The 22,850-nt window shown below is 60.7% G+C and carries 26 protein-coding genes and 2 tRNA genes; 21 read left to right on the top strand and 7 right to left on the bottom strand.

Annotation, left to right across the window (positions count from 1 at the left end):
* Positions 1 to 169: 169 nt before the first annotated feature.
* Both ACK509_RS13860 and ACK509_RS13855 read right to left on the bottom strand, forming a co-directional pair.
* The gene (locus ACK509_RS13860) at positions 170 to 457 is read right to left on the bottom strand and encodes a hypothetical protein (RefSeq protein ID WP_410767124.1); all 288 of its coding nucleotides are present in this window, start codon (positions 455 to 457) and stop codon (positions 170 to 172) included.
* Positions 450 to 1,493 (bottom strand): Mrp/NBP35 family ATP-binding protein, encoded by a 1,044-nt coding sequence (locus tag ACK509_RS13855; RefSeq protein WP_410767123.1) that lies wholly within the window; start codon positions 1,491 to 1,493, stop codon positions 450 to 452. The genes ACK509_RS13860 and ACK509_RS13855 overlap by 8 nt, the downstream gene beginning before the upstream one ends.
* 168 nt (positions 1,494 to 1,661) lie before the next feature.
* Here ACK509_RS13855 and moaA point away from each other — a divergent pair, with 168 nt between their 5' ends.
* The 5 genes from moaA (at position 1,662) to ACK509_RS13830 (ending at position 8,269) form a co-directional block, all read left to right on the top strand.
* Positions 1,662 to 2,624, top strand: a complete 963-nt coding sequence (gene moaA / locus ACK509_RS13850) for a GTP 3',8-cyclase MoaA (RefSeq protein ID WP_410767122.1) — start codon at positions 1,662 to 1,664, stop codon at positions 2,622 to 2,624.
* Between the two features lie 207 nt (positions 2,625 to 2,831).
* The gene (locus ACK509_RS13845) at positions 2,832 to 4,457 is read left to right on the top strand and encodes a sialidase-1 (RefSeq protein WP_410767121.1); all 1,626 of its coding nucleotides are present in this window, start codon (positions 2,832 to 2,834) and stop codon (positions 4,455 to 4,457) included.
* Between the two features lie 15 nt (positions 4,458 to 4,472).
* On the top strand, positions 4,473 to 6,947 hold the full coding sequence (locus ACK509_RS13840) for an efflux RND transporter permease subunit (RefSeq protein ID WP_410767120.1): 2,475 nt from the start codon (positions 4,473 to 4,475) through the stop codon (positions 6,945 to 6,947).
* Between the two features lie 203 nt (positions 6,948 to 7,150).
* The gene (locus tag ACK509_RS13835) at positions 7,151 to 7,573 is read left to right on the top strand and encodes a zinc ribbon domain-containing protein (RefSeq protein ID WP_410767119.1); all 423 of its coding nucleotides are present in this window, start codon (positions 7,151 to 7,153) and stop codon (positions 7,571 to 7,573) included.
* Between the two features lie 54 nt (positions 7,574 to 7,627).
* A complete protein-coding gene (locus ACK509_RS13830; protein WP_410767118.1) occupies positions 7,628 to 8,269 on the top strand; it encodes a TetR/AcrR family transcriptional regulator in 642 nt (213 codons plus the stop codon).
* A 13-nt stretch (positions 8,270 to 8,282) separates the two neighbouring features.
* Here ACK509_RS13830 and ACK509_RS13825 read toward each other — a convergent pair whose 3' ends face one another.
* The gene (locus ACK509_RS13825; protein WP_410767117.1) at positions 8,283 to 8,666 is read right to left on the bottom strand and encodes a thioredoxin family protein; all 384 of its coding nucleotides are present in this window, start codon (positions 8,664 to 8,666) and stop codon (positions 8,283 to 8,285) included.
* Positions 8,667 to 8,873: 207 nt separating this feature from the next.
* Between ACK509_RS13825 and ACK509_RS13820 the strand changes: the two genes are divergently transcribed.
* The 14 genes from ACK509_RS13820 to ACK509_RS13755 all read left to right on the top strand — a co-directional run bounded on the left by ACK509_RS13820 (position 8,874) and on the right by ACK509_RS13755 (position 16,276).
* Positions 8,874 to 8,958, top strand: a tRNA-Ser gene (locus tag ACK509_RS13820).
* A 23-nt stretch (positions 8,959 to 8,981) separates the two neighbouring features.
* The gene (locus ACK509_RS13815; RefSeq protein ID WP_410767116.1) at positions 8,982 to 9,482 is read left to right on the top strand and encodes a 30S ribosomal protein S13; all 501 of its coding nucleotides are present in this window, start codon (positions 8,982 to 8,984) and stop codon (positions 9,480 to 9,482) included.
* Positions 9,479 to 10,006 carry a 30S ribosomal protein S4 gene (locus tag ACK509_RS13810; protein ID WP_410767115.1) on the top strand — a complete coding sequence of 176 codons (528 nt, stop codon included), beginning with the start codon at positions 9,479 to 9,481 and terminating at the stop codon, positions 10,004 to 10,006. The genes ACK509_RS13815 and ACK509_RS13810 overlap by 4 nt, the downstream gene beginning before the upstream one ends.
* Entirely contained in the window at positions 10,003 to 10,392 is a 390-nt protein-coding gene (locus ACK509_RS13805; protein WP_410767114.1) for a 30S ribosomal protein S11, read from the top strand. Before ACK509_RS13810 ends, ACK509_RS13805 begins: the two co-directional genes overlap by 4 nt.
* Before the next feature lie 6 nt (positions 10,393 to 10,398).
* On the top strand, positions 10,399 to 11,181 hold the full coding sequence (locus ACK509_RS13800) for a DNA-directed RNA polymerase subunit D (RefSeq protein WP_410767113.1): 783 nt from the start codon (positions 10,399 to 10,401) through the stop codon (positions 11,179 to 11,181).
* A 141-nt stretch (positions 11,182 to 11,322) separates the two neighbouring features.
* Positions 11,323 to 11,407, top strand: a tRNA-Leu gene (locus ACK509_RS13795).
* Positions 11,408 to 11,433: 26 nt separating this feature from the next.
* Positions 11,434 to 11,784 carry a 50S ribosomal protein L18e gene (locus ACK509_RS13790; protein ID WP_410767112.1) on the top strand — a complete coding sequence of 117 codons (351 nt, stop codon included), beginning with the start codon at positions 11,434 to 11,436 and terminating at the stop codon, positions 11,782 to 11,784.
* On the top strand, positions 11,781 to 12,218 hold the full coding sequence (locus ACK509_RS13785) for a 50S ribosomal protein L13 (RefSeq protein ID WP_410767111.1): 438 nt from the start codon (positions 11,781 to 11,783) through the stop codon (positions 12,216 to 12,218). Before ACK509_RS13790 ends, ACK509_RS13785 begins: the two co-directional genes overlap by 4 nt.
* Complete coding sequence (locus ACK509_RS13780; RefSeq protein WP_390221339.1) at positions 12,212 to 12,610, top strand: 30S ribosomal protein S9; 399 nt, start codon at positions 12,212 to 12,214, stop codon at positions 12,608 to 12,610. The genes ACK509_RS13785 and ACK509_RS13780 overlap by 7 nt, the downstream gene beginning before the upstream one ends.
* A 12-nt stretch (positions 12,611 to 12,622) precedes the next feature.
* Entirely contained in the window at positions 12,623 to 12,817 is a 195-nt protein-coding gene (locus ACK509_RS13775; RefSeq protein WP_410767110.1) for a DNA-directed RNA polymerase subunit N, read from the top strand.
* Positions 12,814 to 12,990: a DNA-directed RNA polymerase subunit K gene (locus ACK509_RS13770; protein ID WP_410767109.1), complete on the top strand. Its 177-nt coding sequence runs from the start codon at positions 12,814 to 12,816 to the stop codon at positions 12,988 to 12,990. The genes ACK509_RS13775 and ACK509_RS13770 overlap by 4 nt, the downstream gene beginning before the upstream one ends.
* Before the next feature lie 3 nt (positions 12,991 to 12,993).
* Entirely contained in the window at positions 12,994 to 14,193 is a 1,200-nt protein-coding gene (gene eno / locus ACK509_RS13765; protein WP_410767108.1) for a phosphopyruvate hydratase, read from the top strand.
* Complete coding sequence (gene rpsB / locus ACK509_RS13760; protein ID WP_410767107.1) at positions 14,190 to 14,972, top strand: 30S ribosomal protein S2; 783 nt, start codon at positions 14,190 to 14,192, stop codon at positions 14,970 to 14,972. The genes eno and rpsB overlap by 4 nt, the downstream gene beginning before the upstream one ends.
* A gap of 143 nt (positions 14,973 to 15,115) precedes the next feature.
* The gene (locus ACK509_RS13755; RefSeq protein WP_410767106.1) at positions 15,116 to 16,276 is read left to right on the top strand and encodes an MBL fold metallo-hydrolase; all 1,161 of its coding nucleotides are present in this window, start codon (positions 15,116 to 15,118) and stop codon (positions 16,274 to 16,276) included.
* Here the strand turns inward: ACK509_RS13755 and ACK509_RS13750 are convergent, their stop codons facing one another.
* Entirely contained in the window at positions 16,277 to 17,092 is an 816-nt protein-coding gene (locus tag ACK509_RS13750) for a VOC family protein (protein WP_410767105.1), read from the bottom strand. It lies immediately after the preceding gene.
* A gap of 113 nt (positions 17,093 to 17,205) precedes the next feature.
* Between ACK509_RS13750 and ACK509_RS13745 the strand changes: the two genes are divergently transcribed.
* Positions 17,206 to 18,168: a zinc-dependent metalloprotease gene (locus ACK509_RS13745; protein ID WP_410767104.1), complete on the top strand. Its 963-nt coding sequence runs from the start codon at positions 17,206 to 17,208 to the stop codon at positions 18,166 to 18,168.
* Positions 18,169 to 18,475: 307 nt separating this feature from the next.
* Here ACK509_RS13745 and ACK509_RS13740 read toward each other — a convergent pair whose 3' ends face one another.
* The 3 genes from ACK509_RS13740 to ACK509_RS13730 form a co-directional block, all read right to left on the bottom strand.
* The gene (locus tag ACK509_RS13740) at positions 18,476 to 18,703 is read right to left on the bottom strand and encodes a hypothetical protein (RefSeq protein WP_410767103.1); all 228 of its coding nucleotides are present in this window, start codon (positions 18,701 to 18,703) and stop codon (positions 18,476 to 18,478) included.
* Between the two features lie 139 nt (positions 18,704 to 18,842).
* The gene (locus ACK509_RS13735) at positions 18,843 to 19,415 is read right to left on the bottom strand and encodes a cupin domain-containing protein (protein WP_410767102.1); all 573 of its coding nucleotides are present in this window, start codon (positions 19,413 to 19,415) and stop codon (positions 18,843 to 18,845) included.
* A 101-nt stretch (positions 19,416 to 19,516) separates the two neighbouring features.
* A complete protein-coding gene (locus ACK509_RS13730) occupies positions 19,517 to 20,074 on the bottom strand; it encodes a hypothetical protein (RefSeq protein ID WP_410767101.1) in 558 nt (185 codons plus the stop codon).
* Between the two features lie 90 nt (positions 20,075 to 20,164).
* On the opposite strand from ACK509_RS13730, the gene ACK509_RS13725 reads away from it, so the two are divergent.
* Positions 20,165 to 22,819: an AAA domain-containing protein gene (locus ACK509_RS13725; protein WP_410767100.1), complete on the top strand. Its 2,655-nt coding sequence runs from the start codon at positions 20,165 to 20,167 to the stop codon at positions 22,817 to 22,819.
* Positions 22,820 to 22,850: the final 31 nt, after the last annotated feature.

Genomic DNA, 22,850 nt, shown 5'->3' with positions numbered 1-22,850 from the left:
TCCGAAACTAAAACCAACCCGGTCCCAACGACGAGGGGTGCAGAGTGAAAGTGAAATAATGTGAATTATGCGCGCTGAGTCTCGAAATTCACGATTTCGGCCGAGAGCCGTGCTAGCAAGCAGTGAAAGTGAACGCTGGAATCGGGAGGATGCGGTGGGAACAGCCCGTTCAGCGGTCGAGTCCGCCTTTCGCCTTGATGTCCATGACGTGTCGGACGTTGAGGTAAATCTCCTCGGGTGAGGTATCCCCGTCGGGGTCGTAGAGATCGCTCACGCGGTAGAGAATCGCCGATATCTGCCGGCTCTCGGAGGAGTCGCCGTAGATTTCGTCGGCGATTTCGCGGAGTGACTCCCGCTTTTTCTCGCTGTTTTCGAAGTCAGCGTCGGAGTCTGGGGCCATCTCCCAATCCACGTCGTCGGCGTCCTGTTCCGGGTCGGGTCGGTCGTCGTCACTCATCGTTGGCAATCTTCCGTCGCTGGACGACGCCGGTCATGTTGGCGACGTTCTCGGTCATTACGCGGAACGCGTCGGCCGTGCCACTGTCGTCGTCGAGGACGATTGGGCGACCACCGTCGCCACCTTCGCGGACGGCGGGGTCGAGCGGAAGCGCACCGAGGAATGGCAGGTCGTTCGACGCGGCGAAGTCGCGACCGCCACCTGCACCAAAGATATCGTGACTGTTGCCGCAGTCGGGACAGCGGAACGTACTCATGTTCTCGACGATTCCGAGAACGGTGGTATCGTGCTTGCCGAACATCCGGAGTCCTTTGTTGGCGTCGTCGAGCGCGACGCTCTGCGGCGTCGTGACGATGACCGCACCCGTGAGTGGGAGCGTCTGAAGGATGGTCAACTGTGTGTCTCCGGTCCCCGGTGGCAGGTCGAGAACGAGGTAATCGAGTTTGCCCCACTCCACGTCTTCGACCAGTTGCGTCAGGAGTTGGTGAACCATCGGCCCACGCCAGATGACGGGGTCGTCTTCGCCGACGAGAAATGCCATCGACATGAGCTTCATCCCGTACTTTTCGGGCGGGACGATGGTTTGCGATTGGGTCGCCTGCGGTGCGTCTTCGGCGGCGACCATCCGAGGGACGTTCGGCCCGTAGATGTCGGCGTCGAAGAGACCGACTCGCGCACCGAGTTTCGAGAGTCCGGCGGCGAGGTTGACGGCGACGGTCGATTTGCCGACACCGCCCTTTCCGGAGGCGACGGCGATGATGTTCGTTACGCCCGGAAGAACCTCTTCGTCGGGGGCGCGGTCAGAGGGAATTTTTGCACTGAGGTCTGCTTCCAATCCCATCTCTGCGAGTGCCTCGCGAACTCGACGCCCGATAGTGGTTTCCGAGGGTGAGTACGGTGCCCCGAGTGCGAGCGACACGCGGGCGGTGTCACCATCGACTTCGATGGCGTTCACCAATCCGAGAGAAACGATGTCGTCGCCGAGTTCGGGGTCCTCGACCGCTCGCAGGCGGTCTCGTACGTCGGCTTCGTCCATGCCCGTGTCTCCGGTAGTGTAGCCGATAAGGGTTTTGTAAGCCCGTGCATCGGATGTGAGAAATGCGGCCACATTCACCGACATCTCTGAATGAACGTAACCCAATTCAGTTACTTCTGGGTGCGTTGACACCTCGAATTTATCACCGCTCCCACGTACACTCCTGACATGGTGTTGGCGGATGACTTTGGCAGAGAAGTAACCGGTGTTCGTATCTCTCTTACCGACCGGTGCAACTTCGACTGCATCTATTGTCACAACGAAGGGCTGGGCGACACACGAGGGCCGATGGACGCGTCGGACAACGAGATGAGCGCCGACGACGTGGTGCGATTTTTGGAAGTCGTCGAGGAGTACGGGGTCAAGAAAGTGAAGTTCACCGGCGGCGAGCCGATGCTCCGAGCCGACCTCGAAGAGATTATCGAGCGCACGCCGGACTCGATGGAAACCTCGTTGACGACGAACGGGACGTTCCTCCCGGAGCGTGCCGAAGACCTCGTCGAAGCGGGCCTCGATAGAGTCAACGTCTCGCAGGACGCGCTCGACCCGAAAGCGTTCGCGGAAATCACGAAATCTGGTGCCTACGACAAGGTGATGGAAGGCGTGAAGACGGCCGTCGAAGCGGGCCTGACGCCGGTCAAACTCAACATGGTCGTGTTTACCCACACAGCGGGCTACGTCGAGGAGATGGTGGACTACGTCGCCGAGAACGAGGGGCTCCAACTACAGCTCATCCAGTACATGCCCGAACTCACGGGGCGACCGGACTGGAACATCGACATCGACCGCGTTCACCGCTGGTTGAACGATATCGCCGACGAGACGGAAGTCCGCGACATGCACCACCGCCGCCGCTACCACATCGGCAAGGGCATGGTCGAAATCGTGGACCCAGTGGAGAACGCCGAGTTCTGCGCGAACTGCCACCGCGTGCGCGTGACACACCAAGGCCACCTCAAAGGCTGTCTCAACCGCAACGACGACTTACGCCCGATGGGCGAGATGACGCGCGACGAGATTCGAGACGCGTTCGAAGAAGTCGTCGCCAGCCGTGTACCCTACTACGGCGAGTATCTCGTCCGCGACGGCGAAGGCGACTGGACGATCAACGAAGAGTACATCGGCGCATAAAGCGCACTCCCGCGATTCCTTCTCGTTCAGCACTCACGCTCCGATGAATCTGGTTTCTGTTTTTTGAAGTTTCGTTCAATTTATACCTACAGCCTTCAACGCTCAGGTGTTGATTGTACGTTCAGTCAGTCGGCATGGTCCGACGTCTGCTTTGTACACTCGTGCTGCTGTCACCACACGCACACACCACCACACACTGTATCTCCTATGAAACTCTCACGCGCACTCGCGGTCATATTGGTCGTGTTGGTTGCTCTTCCGAGTCCAGCCATGGCCGGTATCGTCGGCGAACCGAATCTCCAAGCGTACGCACCGAGCAACAAACTCGCTCCCGGGCAAGAAACGTCGGTCAACGTCGTCATCACCAACTACGGCGGCGACACCGAGTACCGAAAGTTCTCCTCGTCGGAGAGTTCCGCGTCGCTGGATGACCAACAACGGAGCAAACTCGAAGCACAAGTTCGCTCCGCACGCAACGTTCGCCTGACGCTCGAATCCGGTGAGGCACCGATTGAAGTGAACACGGCGACGCTCCCCGTCGGCGACATCCCGCACGGAAGCCAAAAGGAAGCGGCGTTCTCCATCTCGGTCAAAGAGGACGTTGCACCGGGCACCTACGACATGACGCTCGTCGCGGAGTACGAATACGACGAATCCGTTCGTGACAACGGCGACGTCCAGAACGAAGAAGAGACGACCACCGAGATTCCCGTGACCGTCGTCGTCGAGGAGGCACCGAGCTTCGAAATCGTCTCTACCGAGACGACTGCCCAAGTCGGCGGCAGCGGAACTGTCACGTTGACCATGCGGAACACCGGTTCGCAACCTGCGTACGACTCGTCTGTGACGCTCACCTCGCAGAACCCCAGTGTCACCTTCGGCCAGGCGAACACGGCAAGCCGCTACGCCGGTGAGTGGGGCGTCAACGAGACGCGCGAACTCGAATACAAGGCGACAATTGCACCAAACGCCGGTGTCCAGCAGTACACCCTTTCAGCCGTCGTCAACTACGAAGATGACGACGGCGTCCCGAAGCAGTCGAAGAACCTCGCGACGGGCCTGACGCCGCTCGCCGAGCAGTCGTTCTCGCTCGATGCGACGGACTCGACGCTCCAGGTCGGCCGCGAAACGAGCGTCAGCGGAACCATTACGAACGACGGCCCGGACACGGCGCGTAACGCCGTCGTCGTCATCTCCTCGAACTCCCCGACGACGAACATCAAAGAGACCGAGTACGCACTCGGCACGCTCGAAGTCGGCCAGTCGTCTGACTTCGAGTTCACCGTCGAAGTGAGTGACTCCGCCGACGCGGGCGTTCGACAACTGAACTACGTCGTCGAATACCGCAACGCCGACGGTGACGTTCAGCAGTCGAAGTCGCTCACGATGGAGACGCAGGTCGAACCAAAACAGAACCTCTTCGACGTCGAGATGAAAAACGAGTCGCTCGAAGCCGGTTCCTCGCAGACGATGGTCCTCGTCGTCACCAACAACGGCGACGAAACCTTCCGTAACATCGACGCCAAGGCCTTCGCCGACAGTCCGCTCGGTCTCTCGGACGACACGGCCTTCATCGACGAACTCGCACCCGGTGAGTCGGAAGAGATTGCACTTGGAATGAGTGCGGCCTCGTCGGCGACGCCGAAGACCTACTCGTTCGACATCGACTTCCAGTACGAGAACGAAGACGGCGAGCGCAAACTCTCGGACTCCTACGCGGTCCCCGTCACGGTCACCGAGAGTGAAGGTGGCAACGGTCTGCCGGTCCCACTGATTGGCGGCGTCGTCATCATCGGCCTCGGCATTGTCGGCTTCCTCTGGTACCGCCGGTAACCCCTCCATCCAATCATGATTGACTACGAACGGTACGTTGACCGCCTCGGCGAGCACATCGTCACGAACCCTGGCAGGGTCGTCGCCCTGTTCTTGGTGGTGACGCTCCTCTTCGGTGCCGGTCTCGGAAACATCTCCACCGACGCCGGAACCTCGCAGTTCACCGAAGATTCGCCCGCACAGGAGGCACTCGACGACGTCAACCGCGAGTTCACTCCCGCGTTCGAGACGAGTTCAGGGAGTACACAGCTCATCCAACGCGACTCGAACGTCCTCTCGAAGTCGGCGATGCTCGATATGTTACGCTTACAGCAGAGCATCCTCGAGCGTTCGGACCTCCGGGCAACCTCTGCATCGTCGGTCGCTTCGACTGTCGCACAGACACTCGACCCGTCGGCGACGACTATCGACGCCCAGATTGCGGCAATGGAGACCGCCTCGCAGTCTGAGGTTCGCGCCGCGGCACGGCAGGCAACCTCCAATCCCGGCGTCGCCTCTCTGTTGAGTAACGACTTCAACCACGAGTCGGTCTCGGCGTCGGCGACGATTGGCGTCGTCTCTCACGAAGTTCCCGGTATCTCATCGAGTGCCGGTACCTCGGGGACGAGCCCGCTGACGGACATCCAAACGGAGATTCAAACGATGACCTCCGTCGCCGACAGCGACATCACTGTCTTCGGGAGCGGTATCATCTCCAGCGAGCTGGGTAACGTCATCGTCGACTCGCTCTTGCTGGTCGTTCCCGCCGCAGTGTTGCTCATCTTCGCCTTCCTCGTCATCGCCTACCGCGACCCCATCGACCTCCTTCTCGGAGTCATCTCGCTGGGTCTCGCTATCGTCTGGACGTTCGGATTCATGGGACTGGCAGATATACCGTTCAGTCAGATGCTCATCGCGGTGCCTCCACTGCTCCTCGCAGTTGGTATCGACTTCGGTATCCACGCGGTCAATCGCTACCGTGAAGAACGCATCAAAGACGTTGCGCCCCGTCCCTCGATGCGTGTCACGGTGAAACAACTCTCGGTGGCGTTCTTCATCGTCACCGCGACGACGGTGATTGGGTTCCTCTCGAACCTCACGAGTGACCTCGCGCCGATTCGAGACTTCGGTCTCGTCGCGGCGGTGGGTATCCTCTTTACCTTCCTCATCTTCGGGGTGTTCCTCCCGGCCGCTAAGCTCTACGCTGACGAACTGCGCTCCAAGTACAACGTCCCAGAATTCGGTTCGACACCACTCGGAAACGAGGGCGGACTGCTCGCACGTGTCCTCTCGGTCGGTGTCGTCATCGGTCGCCGTGCGCCGCGACTGTTCCTCGTCGTCGTGGTGCTGATTAGTATGGGTGCAGGTGCCTACGGGACTGGCGTCGATACCACGTTCTCCCAAGAGGACTTCCTGCCGCCGGAGGACCAACCAGCCGTTCTCCAGCAACTCCCCGAACCGTTCAAACCCGGCGTGTACACCGTCACACGCGACCTGAACTACCTCGAAGACACCTTCGAAAGTACGCAAGGCGACAGTGTGACGTTGTACGTCGAAGGCCAACTCAGGCACGACTCTGCGCTCGAAGAGATTTATCGCACCGGAGAGTCGCCGCCGGAGTCGTTCGTCGTCGAGGACCGGCGTGCCGAATCGACGAGCATCGTCACCGTCATCCAGAACTACGCGGCACAAGACCCCGAATTTGCGGCGCTCGTCGCCCGCAACGACGCGAACGATAACGGGGTCCCGGACGACAACCTCGAACAGATTTACGACGAACTGCTCGCATCTCCGGTCTCGTCGCAGGCGGCGTCCTACATCTCCGACGACTACCGCAAGACGCGCATTGTCTACACGGTCAAAGGCGATGCGACCCAAGACGAAATCGTCGCTGACGGCAAGGAAGTCGCCGACAAACTCCGGATGGACGCGACTGCGACCGGCAGTACGGTGGTGTTCAAAGCCGTCTCGGACACTATCTTCATGTCCGCGGTCAACAGTCTCGCCATCGCACTCTCGGTGACAGCAGTGTTCTTGGTACTCATCTACCAACTGCTCGAGGGGAAAGGCTCGCTCGGGGTGGTCAACGTCGTGCCCATCGTGGTCACAATTGCCCTCCTCGCAGGGTCGATGCGCTATCTCGGCATCCCATTGAACGCGTTGACAGCGACGATTCTCTCGATTGCAATCGGGTTGGGTATCGACTACTCTGCCCACGTCGTCCACCGATTCTCCGACGAGTACAACGCTGGCGGTGACCTCTTCGAGGCGCTTCGGCTGACCGTCGGCGGGACCGGTGGCGCACTCACCGGAAGTATGCTCACCACGACCACCGGCCTCGGCGTACTCGCTATCGCCATCACACCCGTCCTCGGGCAGTTCGGTATCGTGACCGCCCTGAGTATCTTCTACTCGTATCTGACCGCGCTCGTGGTCACGCCTCCGACGCTCGTCGTCTGGGAGCAACTGACCCAGCGCGGGACCGATGCGCCGACCTCTGTGTCCTCCTGACGCATCCCTCCGCCCCCTCCATCGCCCACGAAACTCGGCCCATCTCGGGTCGTTGCCCCTGCCCCTCACGCCCGAATCGCTCACAAACCATCGCTGCATCGCCTCTAACCACCCGATTCGCACTCGGACTCCCCACGGGACACCAAACCCACGTCGCTGCACACAACGCAACGCTCATGACCGACAACCAATCGAATCAAACTATGTCCACACTCTCGAAGCTTCGTCCGTGGCTCACCGCGCTCCTCGCGGCGCTTCTCGGTCTCCTCATAACGGGACTCGGCCACCTCTACTTGCGACGCTGGCGTCGCGCACTCCTCTGGATTGTACTCGCGTTCACTGTTGCGTTCGTCTTCGTCCCAACGTCGGCGCTCGAAGCCGTTGCGAACGGGACGACGATGCCGCCGCTCGCTGACCTCATGCCCGTTCTCGCTGTCAGCCTCGTCAGCGTGGCCGATGCGTTCTTCCTTGGGTGGAAGAAAGTCGCACGTACGCAGTCGGTCGCCCACGAATCCGACGAACAGCATCGAACCTGTCCGCAGTGTGGGGGAGAAATCGACCCCGAACTGGACTTCTGTCACTGGTGTACGACTCGTCTCGACACCGACGATGGAGTCAGTTCCTAACCGTCTCGTATCGCCATCTGACCACTGACCACACCCGACGAAACTTCACCGACTATGTACGACGGACCACCAGACACTGGCCGAAGCGAGACAGAACAGGCCATCATGGATGCGACGCTTCGAGCCCTCGCTACACACGGCTATGCCGATTTGTCTATCAAGAACATCGGCACCGAGTTCGAGAAGAGTACCTCGCTTCTGTACTATCATTACGAGAGTAAAGACGAACTGCTCCTCGCGTTTTTGGACTACATTCTCGACATCTTCGCGGCCAGCATCGACCCTCGCGCCGAGGACCCCGACGCAGAGATTCGTGAGTTCGTCTCGTACATCTTCTCTGACTCACAGGAAGACCCCGAGGTCGTCGCATTCCAGCGCACGATTATCGAGCTTCGCGCCCAGACGATTCACAAAGAGTCCTACCGCGAGAAGTTCGGCGAAATCGAGACGCACATGATAGAGACAGTCCAGACGCTCATCGAACGCGAAATCGAGGCCGGAAACTACCGCGATATGAACGCCGAAATGATGGCCGAGAATCTGATGGCGTTTCTCTACCGCGCCCTCGACGTTCGCGTGACCGGGACGCGACCGGAATCGGTCGATGCGATGCGAGAGTCCGTCTTCTTCTTGCTCGACAACGTGATGCCCCTCTCGGGAGACCCGCCACGGCCCGAAGACACGACTTCGTCCTGACGCATCAGAGACGCTACTTTTCTGCGGATTTGAGACGGTCTGACCCGTGTTCGCTCGGGTCGTCGATGAAGTCGATGATAGCTTGGGCTCCCTGGAAGCCTTCGTCGAGTCGGCCAACGAGGTCACCATCTTCGAACAACAAGAGCGTCGGCACGCTCCGGATGGTGTAGGTTTCGGCGATGGACATGTCGGTCTGTGGGTTGACCATCACGACCGTCACGTCGGTCGCTTTGGCGACCGTTCCGAGGACCGGTTCGATGCTCTGACAGAGCGTACAGCCCTTCGTGTAGATATCGAGAAGCACGCGCTCGTGCGTGGCGACGAGTTCGTCGAGTTCGGCTTTCGTCTCGATTCGGATGGGCTTTGTCGGTGCTGAATCGGTCTCTGTCGAAGCCATTGTGAACACTACGTGCTGTTGGTATCTATTGCTTTACTGAGAGACGCTACCACAGACCAATACCGCCGTGCGACGGTGCGTTGGACCCTCTCGGAAGGAGCGCCCTTTCGTGATGTTTAAGTAATGTCCCCGTTTCGTATCGCATGCAATCGCTGATAGGGGTGTAGTCCCCGAGTCCATGAGGGCGAAAATAACTACAAACGCAGTGTTGCGGTAGCCAAGCCTGGCCCAAGGCGCTGGGTTGCTAACTCAGTGGCGTCAAGCCCCCGGGGTTCGAATCCCCGCCGCAACGCTCACAAATCGACTCCCAAAGTCATGAGTGCAGAAGAACCACAGGACGGCTCACCCGAGGAGGAAGAAGACCTCCGTTACTTCATCCGTATTGGTCAAACTGACCTCGACGGAACGAAGTCGGTCGAGCGCAGTCTGACGGACATGAAAGGTATCGGCAAGCGCACAGCGCGCATCATCGCCGACGCCGCGGAAGTAGACCGAACGGCGCTGTTCGGAAAGCTTCCCGAAGACGAGATCGACTCCGTTGTCGATGTCGTCGAAAACTTCAAGGACCACGCCCCGACGTGGATGGTTAACCGACAGAAGGACTTCTTCTCCGGCGACACCGACCACATCATCGGCACGGACCTCGAAGAGAAGCGTCGACATGACATCAACCGCATGAAGATGATTAGCTCCTACAAGGGCGTTCGTCACCAGCGTGGACAGAAGGTTCGCGGACAGCGAACCAAGTCCACGGGTCGTACCGAAGGTACGATCGGTGTCAACGTCGAGGAGATCAAAGAGGGTCTCGAAGAATGACGACCGGCAACAACACGAAATTCTACGAAACCCCCAACCACCCGTTCCAGGGCGAGCGTATCGCCCAGGAAGCAGACATGCTTTCGCGCTACGGCCTCCAGACGAAAGAGGAGTTCTGGCGCGCACAGTCTGAACTGCGTAACATTCGCCGTGAGGCCCGACGCCTCCTCGGCGAAGCAGAGGGTGACGTCGAAGAAGCCGAAGCACTCGGCGACGAGTTTATGGCTCGTCTCCGCCGCTACGGCATTCTCGGAGAGAATGACGACATCTCGCAGACCCTGCGTCTCGACGTGACGGACATTCTCGAACGACGTTTCCAGACCATCGCCTACCGCAAGGGTCTCGCATCGACCCCGCAGCAGGCACGCCAGTTCATCGTTCACGGTCACGTGACGATCAACGGTGCCCGCTCGACGGTCCCCTCGCGTAAGGTCGAGGTCTCTGAAGAGGACTCCGTGAGCTTCGACGAGACGTCGCCGCTCTCGGACGAATTGCACCCTGAACGCGCGGAGGCTCAAGAATGAGCGAATCTGAATCCGACAAGTGGGGAATCGCCCACGTCCACGCATCGTTCAACAACACGCTCATCACGGTCACTGACATCACCGGTGCCGAGACGGTCGTCAAATCGTCTGGTGGCTCGGTCGTCAAGCAGAACCGTGACGAGGCGTCTCCGTACGCCGCCATGCAGATGGCAGAGAGCGTCGCCGACCAGATTAAGGCCGCAGGCATCTCGGGCCTTCACGTCCGAGTCCGTGGCCCTGGTGGCAACCTGAACAAGAGCCCAGGACCCGGCGCACAAGCTACGATTCGCGCCCTCGCCCGTGCCGGTCTCGAAATCGGCCGTATCGAGGACGTGACGCCTATCCCGCACGACGGGACGCGCGCGCCGAAAAACAGCCGACTGTAAATTACCATGGCAAACGACTTCGAGGTCACGTTCATCGAACGCGAAGACCGACGCGCCCGATTCGCCGTGCGTGGGCTGACGCCCGCGTTAGCTAACGGCATTCGCCGGGCGATGGTCGCCGACGTACCGACGTTCTCTATCGACACCGTTCGATTCGTCGAGAACACGTCGGTCATGTTCGACGAGATGATCGGACTCCGACTTGGTCTGGTTCCGTTCACGACGCCCCTCGACGAGTTCGAGCCTGGTGACGCTGTCACCGTCGCGCTCGAAGTCGATGGGCCAGCGACCGCATACTCTGGGGACATCGAGTCCGCAGACGACATGGTCGTCCCCGCGGACGAGAACGTCCCGATTATCGAGCTGAAGGAAGGCCAGCGCCTCGAATTCGAGGCCGACGCCGTCCTCGGCTACGGGAAAGACCACGCAAAGAACCAAGGCGGCGTCTCCGTTGGCTACCGACACCTTCAGCGTGTCGAGGTCATCGGCGATGCCGGTGAGTTCGATGAACAGGAGCCGAACATTCTTCGCGGCGTCATCGAAGAAGCCGCCGCAGAACACGCGGACGACGAGGATGCCGAAGACGGCGACCTCGTGGTCACCGACGAGTTCGGAAATGACCTAACGAACCGATACCCCGGCAAGGAAGTCGAAGTGCACGACGTGCCGGGCGCGTTCGTCTTCAGTGTTGAGACGGACGGTTCGTTCACCGTGGACGAGTTAGTGCGCCGCGCAGTCGCCTCCCTTGGTGACCGCGCCGCAGAACTCGAAGAAAAGGTCGCACTGTAAGTATGATTACTGCCCCGTACACACACCGAGGTTCGCCCCGCCCGAAAGCGGCCGCGCTCTCCACCGTGAGAGCCGACCGCACGACGGAATCGGGTCGGACCGAAGGTGTTTTTACGGGGCATGAAGTAAAGCGGAATGCGAGCAGGGATAGCCAAGTCTGGCCAAAGGCGCAGCGTTCAGGGCGCTGTCTCATAGGAGTTCGCAGGTTCAAATCCTGCTCCCTGCACTCCGCTTTCTCTCTAGAGGTACACAATGAGTAAGACGAACCCGAGACTCAACAGTCTCATCGCCGAGCTGAAGGCGGTCTCGCGTGAGTCCGGCGCCAACGTCTGGCAGGATGTCGCGGACCGTCTGGAAAAGCCACGGCGCACCCACGCGGAAGTCAACCTCGGTCGCATCGAGCGATACGCTAAGGAAGACGAAACCGTCGTCGTACCCGGCAAAGTGCTGGGGAGCGGTGTGCTGCAGAAGAACGTCACAGTCGCTGCTGTGGACTTTTCGTCCACCGCTCGCAAGAAGATCGAGCAGGTCGGCGACACCGTGACGCTGGAACAACTCGCTGAACAAAACCCCGATGGGTCTAACGTACGGGTGATTCGATGAGTCTCGCCGAATTCGACGCTGACGTGGTTGTCGATGCACGTAACTGCATCCTCGGCCGTGTCGCTTCGGAAGTCGCACAGCGTGCGATGGATGGCGAGAAGGTCGCAATCATCAACGCAGAAGACGCCGTCATCACGGGCTCGGAAGAGGACGTGATGGGTGTCTACCGCAAGCGCACTGAAATCGGTTCGGACCAGGGTCCATACTACCCCAAGCGTCCCGACCGAATCTTCAAGCGCGCCGTTCGCGGAATGGTACCGTACAAGAAGCCCCGCGGTCGCGAAGCGTTCGAGAACGTCCGCGTCTACGTCGGCAATCCGTTCGACGAAGACGGCGTGATGCTCGACGAAACGTCGCTGGACCGCCTCTCGAACATCAAGTTCATCACCCTCGGAGAGGTCTCCGAGAAACTGGGTGCTAACGTCACATGGTAACGAACACGTCCGGGAAAAAGAAGACCGCCATCGCCCGCGCAACCGTGCGCGAGGGTGAAGGGCGCGTCCGTATCAATTCCCAGCCAGTCGAACTCGTCGAACCCGAAATGGCCCGCCTCAAGATGCTGGAACCCTTCCGCATCGCAGGCGAGGACCTCCGTTCGAAAGTCGACATTGACGTGCGTGTCAGCGGTGGCGGCGTGGCCGGTCAGGCCGACGCAGTCCGAACCGCACTCGCACGCGGGCTGGTGCAGCATCTGAACGACGCTGAACTCCGCGATGCGTACATGGAGTTCGACCGTTCGCTGCTGGTCAACGACGTTCGCCAGTCCGAATCCAAGAAGTGGGGCGGACCGGGCGCACGGGCTCGTTACCAGAAATCTTACCGCTGAGGTGATTCACCCATGATGATTCCCGTCCGGTGTTTCACGTGTGGTAAAGTGATCGGCGAGCATTGGGACGAATTCCAAGCCCGTGCCCGCGAAGAGGGTGAAGACCCTGCTGAGGTCCTCGACGACCTCGGTGTCACTCGCGCCTGCTGCCGGCGGATGATGGTGTCGCACAAGGATCTCGTCGATGTCGTGTCCCCATACCAATGATGACGCGCTACAACCGTTACGAGAAAGCCCGCATCCTCGGCGCACGCGCGCTGCAGGTCTCCTACGGCGCACCGGTACTCGTCGAAACCGAGCAGACCGAACCTATACTAATCGCCGCCGAAGAGTATGATGCAGGTGTCCTTCCGTTCACCGTCAAACGAGAGGGTAAGTAACATATGACCCGAATCACATCCGTTTCGCTCCGTCGCGTGCTCGACTCGCGAGGCAACCCAACCGTCGAAGCCGACGTACTCACCGAGTCCGGTGGCTTCGGCCGTGCCGCTGCACCCAGCGGTGCTTCGACTGGCGAGTACGAAGCAATCGAGCTTCCGCCGTCCGAAGCAATCGCCGCAGCACGCCGTCACGCTGTCCCCCGGCTCGTGGACGAAGTCCACGCCGGAAACCAGCGTGAGGTTGACGCCGCACTTCACGCCGCCGACGGTACGGAGAACTTCTCCGAAATCGGCGCAAACAGTGCCGTCGCAATCTCGATGGCTGCCGCGAAAGCCGGTGCCGACGTGCTCGGTGCACCGCTGTACCAGCACCTCGGTGGTGCCTTCCGTGGCGAGAACTTCCCGACACCGCTCGGGAACGTCATCGGTGGCGGCGAACACGCCAAGGAAGCGACGAACATTCAGGAGTTCCTCGCCGCACCAGTCGGTGCGCCGAACGTCGCAGAAGCCGTCTTCGCCAACGCGAAGGTCCACGCACGCGCGTCTGAGATTCTCGACGAGCGTGGTGTCCCTGCCGCGAAAGGTGACGAGGGCGCATGGGCGCCAGCCATCTCCGACGCAGACGCGTTCGAAGTGATGGACGAGGCAGTCTCTGATGTCGAAGACGAACTCGGCTTCGAGATTGGCTTCGGCCTCGACGTCGCCGCCTCCGAGATGTTCGAAGACGGCGTCTACCACTACGGTGACGAGACGAAGACGACCGACGAGCAAATCGATTATATCGCCGAGCTCGTCGACGAGTACGAACTCGTCTACGTCGAAGACCCCCTCGAGGAGAACGACTACGAAGGCTTCGCACAACTCACCGACCGAGTGGGCGACCGCACGCTCATCTGTGGCGACGACTTGTTCGTCACGAACGTCGAGCGCCTCTCGGACGGAATCGACGTGGGTGCCGCAAACTCCATTCTCATCAAGCCCAACCAGATTGGGACGCTCTCGGACGCGTTCGATGCAATCGAACTCGCGAACCGAAACGAGATGGACGCGGTTATCTCTCACCGCTCCGGTGAGACGGAAGATACGACCATCGCACACCTCGCCGTTGCAACCGACGCTTCGTTCATCAAGACGGGCACGGTGCAGGGCGAGCGAACTGCCAAACTGAACGAACTCATCCGCATCGCGGACGACGCAGTATGAGCGACAACGATAACGACGCGGTGGAGGTCGTCGACGACGAAGCCGAGACGGAGGCCGAAGAGGTCGCCGAGACGGTAACCGACGAGGCTGCCACCGAAGAAGAGACCGCAGAGACCGCCGAGGCGGCCGAAGAGGCTACCGAGGCTGAAGAAGCAGAGCCGGAACCGGCCTTCGACGAGGACGTCATGCCCGACGAAGACGCCGACCTGCTCATCCCAGTCGAAGACTACCTGGCCGCCGGTGTCCACATCGGTACCCAGCAGAAGACCAAGGACATGGAGCGGTTCATCCACCGCGTCCGTGACGACGGTCTGTACGTGCTCGACGTGAGTCAGACTGACTCGCGTATCCGCACGGCTGCTGACTTCCTCGCGGGCTACAACCCCGAGCAGATTCTGGTCACGTCTTCGCGCCAATACGGTCGCTTCCCGGCCGAGAAGTTCGCCGACGCCGTCGGCGCTCGTGCCCGCACGGGCCGCTTCATCCCCGGGACGCTGACCAACCCAGACTACGCTGGCTACATCGAGCCTGACGTGGTCGTCGTCACCGACCCAATCGGTGACTCGCAGGCGGTCAAGGAGGCTATCACGGTCGGCATCCCGGTCATCGCGATGTGCGACTCGAACAACCAGACCTCGAACGTTGACCTCGTCGTTCCGACGAACAACAAGGGTCGCCGCGCACTGTCGGTCGTCTACTGGCTGCTGGCCAACGAGACGCTCGACCGCCGTGGCACCGACACCGTCTACGCCCTCGAAGACTTCGAGGCAGAGCTGTAATTCGGGACGACACCTTCGTCTCACAAATCGAATTTTCTCGAAGCTAACCGGTGAGCGACTGCACTGGTGAGACTCGTGCGCCCGCCCGCAATGAAGTGGCACTCACGACAAACGATTTTCCACAGGGCGCGCCTACAGCAACTATGGCAAAGCTACTCGCGCAGATGACCGTCGAAGAACTCGCCAACGCACTCGATGCGGGCGAGGAGATGACGCTCATCGACACCCGTCCACCAGAGAGTTACAACGCGTGGCACATCGAAGGGGCGACGAACATCCCCTATCACCCGGTCGATGGACTGGGGGCCGCGTGGGATTGGGAGCGAGTTTCGGACCTCGCGGCGACGGGGCCGCTCGTCGTCATCTGTGGAAAGGGACTCACGTCCACCTCTTTCGGCTTCGAACTCGGGACGCGGGGCTACGACGACGTTCGGGTCGTCAAAGGCGGAATGGAAGACTGGAGCAAACTCTACGAAGTCGTCGAAGTCGAGACCGGGAATCCGGACCTCTATCTCGCACAGGTCCAGCGCCGGGCGAAAGGATGTCTCGGCTACGTCGTCGGGTCGCGGGAGACGAACGAGGCAGTCGTCGTCGATTCCACACGCCAGTCCGAACAGTTCGAACTCGTCGCCGCGGACGCGGGAATGCGAGTCGTCGGGGTCTGCGACACCCACGTCCACGCCGACCACATCTCCGGCGGGCGCACGCTGGCGTCCCGACTCGACGTGCCGTACTACATGGGGTCGAACGCGACAGACCGTGACGTGCAGTACGACTTCGTCGCCCTCGACGATGGCGAGAGCATCTCGGTGGGCGACGTTGAAATCGAAACGCTCCACGCACCGGGCCACACCTCCGATATGGTCGCCTACCTCGTAGACGGGCAGGCACTCCTGACCGGGGATACACTCTTCGTCGAATCGGTCGGTCGGACCGAACTCCAGTTCGGCGACAACGATGCCGCGACGGGTGCAGAACTCCTCTACGACACGCTTCACGAGTCGATTCTCGGGTTACCGGACGAGACTAGAATCCTCCCGGGACACGTCTCGGTCGATACCGAAGGTCGATTCGGCGTCGCCGCACCCGGCCAACTCGTGAGTGCGACAGTCGGCGAACTCCGTGAATCGTTGGACTTCCTCTCGATGGACGAAACGTCGTTTATCGAGCGCATCACCGGCGACCTGCCCGAAAAGCCGCCGAACTACGAGCGAATCATCGCGCTCAACACCGGCCGTGGGTCGCTCGAAGGAGAAGAAGAGGCGACGCAACTCGAACTCGGGCCGAACAACTGCGCGGCGTAGTTAGACGCGTTCGACGACGCCGAGTCGTCGGTGGAAGAGTTCGTGGTCGAACCACGCCATTCGTCGGTCGTCGTAGTGATTCTCGGGAGCGAGCGCCAGCGATTCACTCGCCTGTTCGATGTCGCTGACGCCGAGTAAGAACGCACAGGGGCCTTCGCCGACACTGGAGACACGGTCTGCGAGCCAGCCGTCTGCGGTCTCACAGAGTGCGACGGGCGTCCCCGGAACCACAGAGAAGTGTGGAAATGGGCCGTTCGCCTCGATAGGCGTCGGATAGCGATGGCGACGTGCGAAGAAGTCGGCAGTCGCTTCTCGGTCTTCGGTTGCGACGACGACGGTTTGGATACCCTGAATCGTCGAATCAGAAGTTCGGCGAACGCGATAGCTTCGCGGGGTGCGGTCACGAATCAAAAACGGAAGCCGTTGGTCGTCGCCTTCGAAACACATGTCCCACTCGACGAGTCGGCCATCCGGTCGCTCTCTCGATGCTTCGTGCGGGCCGTTGATGACGACTCCGGCGTCGATTGCAGCCTTCGCGCTGGCGTGAACGTCCGGTACGTCGAGACACCACGCGGCAGGGCCGGCATCGGCGGCGAGATGGTCCGGCCAGAATCCGGCCTCCGACGGTTTCGTTCCGGGTGTCGGTGCGATGAGTTCGAGATACGACCCATCGGGGAAGGGGACAATCGCCATGTGTGTCGTACCGGTTCCGTGCTCGCCACCGTACGTTGGGGTGAGACCGACGTCCGCGGCAGCGTCTCGAAGTGTATCGAGGTCGAGTCCGCCGAACGCGACGTGGTCAATCGTCCGTTCCATACCCCACCATCTCACGTCAGGGTATAGTGTGTTCGCCCACCCTCGACCCGCCGAACATCACGTAATTCTAACTCGTCCGAAGCGTTTTGCCCGACGACACCTACTTACGGGGTATGAACATTCTTCGGAGCGTCTGGAGGGTTGCCGACTCTTCGTCCAATGGGAAGGGGAGTATCGACTGGCCGGCAGTCTCGGCGGCCGCGAAGGCGGCGACTGACCCTGGGTCGCTGGACCTCTCGACGGCCGACCGCGAAGGCTACGCAAGTGACGTTCGTGATGCGCGTGAGCGACTCCAAGCAGTCGCCGAAGTCGAATTCGACGTTCCGGAAGTTATCGAAGTACAGAATCGACACCACTGGATCGATGCGAACGTCGAGACGTTCCATCGCATTATGCTCCCACTCGAAGAACACGGGCCGACAGTGCTTCCCGGCATCACTCGCGCAATCAACACGGGCACGTTCGCACTCGTCCTCTCATTTCTCGGGAACAACGTCCTCGGCCAGTACGACCCGCTGTTGTTAGCCGACAGTGACGACGAACACGGCCTGTACTTCGTCGAACCGAACATTCGTCGCGTCGCCGAATCACTGGACGTCGAGTACCCGCGATTCCGCCGCTGGATTGCGTTCCACGAGGTGTCTCACGCCGCCGAATTTGGGGCGGCACCGTGGCTCTCGACACACCTCGAATCACGGATGGAACGCGGTATCGACGCACTCGTCGAGGGTGACCTCGACCGCGACGCATTCCGCGAACTCGATACGGCGATGACCGCCGTCGAAGGCTACGCGGAGTTACTCATGGACCGTGCGTTCGACGAGGAGTACACTGACCTCCGACGGAAGTTAGACGAACGCCGACAGGGTGGTGGCCCGATTGCAAAACTCACCCGCCGTCTTCTCGGGCTTGGCCTCAAGCGTCGGCAGTACGAACGCGGTGCGAAGTTCTTCCGCTACGTCGCTGACAAGCGTGGCGTCGCCGCCGCTTCTCGCGTGTGGGACCATCCGGAGAACCTGCCGACCGATGACGAATTAGACGTACCCGAGCGATGGATCGCGCGGGTGTCGCCTTGAGGAGACTGCAACTCCATCAGTAATGCGAACCCGCCCGGGGATTTCCTGAGCGCGTACGCACCTTGGGTAGTGTCTGTGTTGTGCCAAACGCCCAATTCAGCACCCCACGAGACTCCGGTATAGAACCAGGTCGTTGCCCCTGCCCTGGCTACCGGCAACGACGAGATGCACAGCCTATGGACATATAAGCTACGATTCTACGTAATTTCGGATTGCTGTTATTTATCCGCTAGCGAATGAAACAAATGAGTGACAATTGTGAGCATAATGTGTGTTGAACCTACAAGAACGACAGACAACGGTCTCGTCAGCGGCGGTTCGACGCGACGAACTCCTTGCTCCACCGGCCGAAGTAGACGATGAGTACGATACCGAGGACGAGTCCACCGAGAAAGGCCGCACCGATTTGAATGGGCGTCGCGTCACCAGCGAACGCGATGGCTGCCCCTGTGAATCCGTTGAGTAGGACGAACCCGACGCGAATCTGGTTGTTCGCGTTTCGAGTCTCGTCGTCGCTCAGACTGGGGCCGACCATCGACCCTCCTCGTGTGCAAAACGTAGCGACCCCAAAGATGGGCATCGAATCTGTTCGCTCATGTCTGTGTGATAGGCACGAGTGGGTTTGAAACCCGTTGGGTTCGCTCGCGAGGAGAGTCGTCCCTGTTCACACCACGTCAGTCTCGAAGCGGAGGATGGTCGAACCGGGCATCACAGTTCCGACACACGACGACGGCCGAACTCGCCTCTCCCCGCGTGATTCGCAAGTCGGTGTGCCCACACTCCGGGCAGTCGCTCGGCGTGTATTCCGATGCGCAGTCCGGACAGACGAATTGGAGGCTCTCTTCACCCGCCTCCAAGCGAAGGGTGTCGTGGCCGCAATCGGGACACGTCACCGGAATTCTCGTATCGTCGGTGTTCCGCGGCGCACCAAGCACGAGCGCGCTGAGTTCGCTCTCCGCGCGGTTCTCACCCGATTGAAACTCACCGGGTGCGAATCGAATCGCCTCGCCTTCGCAGATTGTGATTTCACCCTGCATCGTTTCGAACGTCGCTTCGCCCGCGACGACGACGAACACCTCTTCTTGGTCCATATGGGCGTGAAGTCCGCCGGGAAAGCCCTCTCCGGGGGCGAGTCGGTAGTGATTGAGCGCGAGGTCGGTCGTTCCCAACGGGTCAGACAATCCTCGGCGAGTGCTTCCCTCATCGAGTGAGTATGGTTCTACGTCGTCGAGGGCGACTTTCTTCATAGACTCAATCCGGGCGTGGCGGACAAAGTTCCTGTCAAATAAGGAGTTTTCTTGCGATCAGGGCCACTCAAACGCCACTGTGCGCTGTCGTCGCGTCTGTCCTACTGAAACCCGCGCCCCACTTCGTCAGTCTCAATCAGGTCGTCCAACTCCGAGGTCAGCAACCGATTCGCGTCGACGAACTCGTCGGTCAGACCTTCGAGCCGGTCGGGTCGCGCGTCGAACTCGTAGTCCATCGGGCCGAACGCCGGACTTTCGAGGGCGTCCATCACGTCGGTGAAGAAGTCGCCCGGTGTCGTCGGGGCGTCGGCATGGACTTTCACCGTTTCTTCGAGACGCTTGGCCATCGATTTGGCGTGGTCTTCGTCTTCCGGAGGTGCTTGCACACCGAATCGCCCCGTGTCGTCGGCGTCGCGTCTGGGAAACAGTGGTTCGAGGTCTTCGTCGATGCGGCGGGCCACTCTCGCGCCCACGCCGCGGACCTCGTAGGGGTTCTTCGCGTACGTCTTGAGTTGGTAGACGCCGACCGACGGGTGACCGAGATAGAGGTCTTCGCCGATTCCCTTGCGGCGGCGACCAGCGACTGCACGCCACTGTTCGGCATCGTGGCCACCCTCGGTGACATCTGAGAGAATATCTTGCCACTCTCTGACACGCATACGCTGACCTACTGCGGCGACGAGAAAGAACGTAGCGGTTAATTCGAATGACCGACGGCTATTTCCCCCCGTCGCCCCCACGAATTCGACGTGAACCTTCGCGGTCCGCTCGTCGAGGTCGGAGAGCCACGGACGGTCGAAACGCGGTACGGCGAGCGCTCGCTGGCCGAAGTTACGCTCCGCCCCGAGCGCGGGACCGCAGACCCGGTGACGGTGACGCTGTGGGGCAAGTGGACCCACGCCGCCGAACACGCCGAACCTGGCATGGACTTGCTCGTGACGAACGTCGATACCTCCGAATATCTGGGCGAAGAGACGTATTCGACCTCCAAAGAATCCTACGTCGTCGTCGAGCCCGACTTCCTCGTGGACGTGACCGACATTCGCTCGTGGGTGCAGTGTTCGCGGATGTACTATCTAAACAAGTTGTCGGGAATTCCGCTCAACTACCCTGTGGTCAAAGGGACCATCGTCCACGAAGTCTTCGGCGACCTCCTCCGCGGCCGCGACCTCTCGTCTTCTATCGACGAACGTATCGAAGAGCGTGGCCTCGAACTCGGTCTTCTCGGGCGCGAACCCGGCGAAGTCGCGGACGAAGTGCGCCGAAATGCCGCCGCCATCGAAGGGTGGCTCTCACAGGGCGTCCTCACCGACGAGGACGAGTGGCGTTCTGAATACACGCTCATCTCGCCGACGTTCGGCATCAAAGGACGCGCTGACGCTCTCAGACGCGGTGCCCCGGTCGAACTCAAGACTGGCAAGAACCTCAACCGCGACCCACGATTCCAAGACAAGATTCAGGCGGCGGCCTACGCCTTGATTCTCGAAGAGCGGGGCGTTCCAGTCGATACGGGAACGCTCCTCTACACGAAGAACACGACGCTCGACCGAACCGAAGAGTCAGGTGACCTCTCGCCCGCAAAGGACTTCTCTATCGGAAAGGGCCTGCTCGAATTCGTCGTTCGCACCCGCAACGAAATCGCCGCCATGGAGTTCGAGAGCGACGTACCGACGGGATACGAGTCCAACTCGAAGTGCCAGTACTGCTTCGAAAAGGACACGTGTATGGTCGTCTCAGGACGTCTCGGCCAAGAGTCGAAAGCCGGTGCAATCGGCTCTGCGGTCCCGGACGACGAGAAGGAGTACTTCGACCGATTCTACCGTGCAATCGAAGAAGAGCGCCACGCGGTCCACAACGAGTATCGAAAACTCTGGGAACAGAGCCCAGAGGAACGCGCCGACGACGACCGCGCAATCATCGGTCTCGAACCACTCGGCCAGCGCGAGTTAGACGACGGAACGTGGGAACTCCGCGCCCGTAAGGCGGACGATTCAGTATCCAAGCTCCGCGTCGGCGACGTGGCACTCGCCAGCGACGGCGAACCGGTCGAAGGCCACGCCGAACTCTCGCGCATCGTTGAACTCGGCGAAGAAGTCGTCGTCACGGCGAGCGAACCCGTCCCCCTCCGCCGACTCGACGTGTACCCGTCCGAACTCACCGTCGATAGACTCCTGACCGCGCTCTCGGATGCGATTCTCAAGTCCAGTCCCGACCGCAAGGACGTACTCTTCGGACGACGCGACCCCGAATTTTCGGACCGCTCTGCGGGTGAGACGTATATCGACAACAACGAAGCACAGAACGAGGCGGTCGAGCTTGCGGTCGATGCCGACGACGTGGCGCTCATCCACGGCCCGCCGGGGACTGGGAAAACCTACACTATCGCCCGAACGATTCGCGCACTCGTCGAAAACGGGAATCGCGTCCTCCTCACGGCATTCACGAACCGCGCGGTGGACAACGCGCTCGAAGCCCTCCGCGACCAAGGCTTCGAAGATATCGTCCGCATCGGCACCGAGTCGGGCGTCCGTGACGACATGCTCGACGTTCGACTCTCTCGCAGCGGCGACCCCAACACGCTCGCGGCCGCACTCCGAGATACCTCGGTCGTCGCCGCGACGACAGCCTCCTGTGGCTCTCGGATTATGCGCGAACAGTCGTTCGACGTTGCGCTCGTTGACGAAGCTTCGCAACTCACCGAACCCGGCACGCTCGCGGCCGCCAATTTGGCAGACAAGTTCGTCCTCGTCGGCGACCACAAGCAACTTCCTCCCGTGGTTCGCGCCGAAAACGACCTCCAAACGTCGCTGTTCCAGCGCCTCATCGAATCCTATCCGGAGTCATCGGTCATGCTCACCCAACAGTACCGCATGTCCCAACGGATTCAGGCCTTCGCGTCCACCGAGTTCTACGACGGCGCGCTCCGCCCCGCCGCAGGTGAAATCGCCGCCCAACACCTCCGCGACTTGGGTGTCGATGTGTCTGAGTTGCCCGACGAACTCCAAGACCCGGTCACCTTCGTGGACCCCGATGGGCGGCGCGTCGGCAACACGAATCCAGTCGAAGCAGAACGAGTCGCAGAAATCGTCAGGGCCTACGAAGCAGCAGGTGTCGCGTCCGAGGATATCGGCGTCATCGCCCCCTTCCGGGCGCAGGTGTCTGAAATCTCCCGTCGGACCGACGTGACCGTCGATACAGTGGACCGATTCCAAGGCTCTTCGAAGGAGGTTATCATCGTCTCGTTCGTCGCTACCGGCGACCTCGACGGCCCGTTGTTCGAAGACCACCGTCGGGTGAACGTCGCGCTCACTCGCGCGAAGAAAGCCTTGTGTCTCGTCGGCGACGCCAACGCACTCGAATCGGACCCCTTCTACGACCGAATGCTCGCGTGGGCGCGGCGATAAGCCGTCGTATTCGGGGGAACAGCTATGTATC

This window comes from Haloferax sp. DFSO60, from assembly GCF_046557615.1.
Classification (GTDB): Archaea; Halobacteriota; Halobacteria; order Halobacteriales; family Haloferacaceae; genus Haloferax.
Note: the sequence above shows the minus strand (reverse complement) of the source record. Positions and strands in the feature narration are given on the sequence as shown.

What these genes read in the sequence shown, in the direction of transcription:
- ACK509_RS13860 (WP_410767124.1), bottom strand. Translation starts at nt 457, where the DNA reads ATGAGTGACGACGACCGACCCGACCCGGAACAGGACGCCGACGACGTG.
- ACK509_RS13855 (WP_410767123.1), bottom strand. Translation starts at nt 1,493, where the DNA reads ATGGACGAAGCCGACGTACGAGACCGCCTGCGAGCGGTCGAGGACCCC.
- moaA (WP_410767122.1), top strand. Translation starts at nt 1,662, where the DNA reads ATGGTGTTGGCGGATGACTTTGGCAGAGAAGTAACCGGTGTTCGTATC.
- ACK509_RS13845 (WP_410767121.1), top strand. Translation starts at nt 2,832, where the DNA reads ATGAAACTCTCACGCGCACTCGCGGTCATATTGGTCGTGTTGGTTGCT.
- ACK509_RS13840 (WP_410767120.1), top strand. Translation starts at nt 4,473, where the DNA reads ATGATTGACTACGAACGGTACGTTGACCGCCTCGGCGAGCACATCGTC.
- ACK509_RS13835 (WP_410767119.1), top strand. Translation starts at nt 7,151, where the DNA reads ATGTCCACACTCTCGAAGCTTCGTCCGTGGCTCACCGCGCTCCTCGCG.
- ACK509_RS13830 (WP_410767118.1), top strand. Translation starts at nt 7,628, where the DNA reads ATGTACGACGGACCACCAGACACTGGCCGAAGCGAGACAGAACAGGCC.
- ACK509_RS13825 (WP_410767117.1), bottom strand. Translation starts at nt 8,666, where the DNA reads ATGGCTTCGACAGAGACCGATTCAGCACCGACAAAGCCCATCCGAATC.
- ACK509_RS13815 (WP_410767116.1), top strand. Translation starts at nt 8,982, where the DNA reads ATGAGTGCAGAAGAACCACAGGACGGCTCACCCGAGGAGGAAGAAGAC.
- ACK509_RS13810 (WP_410767115.1), top strand. Translation starts at nt 9,479, where the DNA reads ATGACGACCGGCAACAACACGAAATTCTACGAAACCCCCAACCACCCG.
- ACK509_RS13805 (WP_410767114.1), top strand. Translation starts at nt 10,003, where the DNA reads ATGAGCGAATCTGAATCCGACAAGTGGGGAATCGCCCACGTCCACGCA.
- ACK509_RS13800 (WP_410767113.1), top strand. Translation starts at nt 10,399, where the DNA reads ATGGCAAACGACTTCGAGGTCACGTTCATCGAACGCGAAGACCGACGC.
- ACK509_RS13790 (WP_410767112.1), top strand. Translation starts at nt 11,434, where the DNA reads ATGAGTAAGACGAACCCGAGACTCAACAGTCTCATCGCCGAGCTGAAG.
- ACK509_RS13785 (WP_410767111.1), top strand. Translation starts at nt 11,781, where the DNA reads ATGAGTCTCGCCGAATTCGACGCTGACGTGGTTGTCGATGCACGTAAC.
- ACK509_RS13780 (WP_390221339.1), top strand. Translation starts at nt 12,212, where the DNA reads ATGGTAACGAACACGTCCGGGAAAAAGAAGACCGCCATCGCCCGCGCA.
- ACK509_RS13775 (WP_410767110.1), top strand. Translation starts at nt 12,623, where the DNA reads ATGATGATTCCCGTCCGGTGTTTCACGTGTGGTAAAGTGATCGGCGAG.
- ACK509_RS13770 (WP_410767109.1), top strand. Translation starts at nt 12,814, where the DNA reads ATGATGACGCGCTACAACCGTTACGAGAAAGCCCGCATCCTCGGCGCA.
- eno (WP_410767108.1), top strand. Translation starts at nt 12,994, where the DNA reads ATGACCCGAATCACATCCGTTTCGCTCCGTCGCGTGCTCGACTCGCGA.
- rpsB (WP_410767107.1), top strand. Translation starts at nt 14,190, where the DNA reads ATGAGCGACAACGATAACGACGCGGTGGAGGTCGTCGACGACGAAGCC.
- ACK509_RS13755 (WP_410767106.1), top strand. Translation starts at nt 15,116, where the DNA reads ATGGCAAAGCTACTCGCGCAGATGACCGTCGAAGAACTCGCCAACGCA.
- ACK509_RS13750 (WP_410767105.1), bottom strand. Translation starts at nt 17,092, where the DNA reads ATGGAACGGACGATTGACCACGTCGCGTTCGGCGGACTCGACCTCGAT.
- ACK509_RS13745 (WP_410767104.1), top strand. Translation starts at nt 17,206, where the DNA reads ATGAACATTCTTCGGAGCGTCTGGAGGGTTGCCGACTCTTCGTCCAAT.
- ACK509_RS13740 (WP_410767103.1), bottom strand. Translation starts at nt 18,703, where the DNA reads ATGGTCGGCCCCAGTCTGAGCGACGACGAGACTCGAAACGCGAACAAC.
- ACK509_RS13735 (WP_410767102.1), bottom strand. Translation starts at nt 19,415, where the DNA reads ATGAAGAAAGTCGCCCTCGACGACGTAGAACCATACTCACTCGATGAG.
- ACK509_RS13730 (WP_410767101.1), bottom strand. Translation starts at nt 20,074, where the DNA reads ATGCGTGTCAGAGAGTGGCAAGATATTCTCTCAGATGTCACCGAGGGT.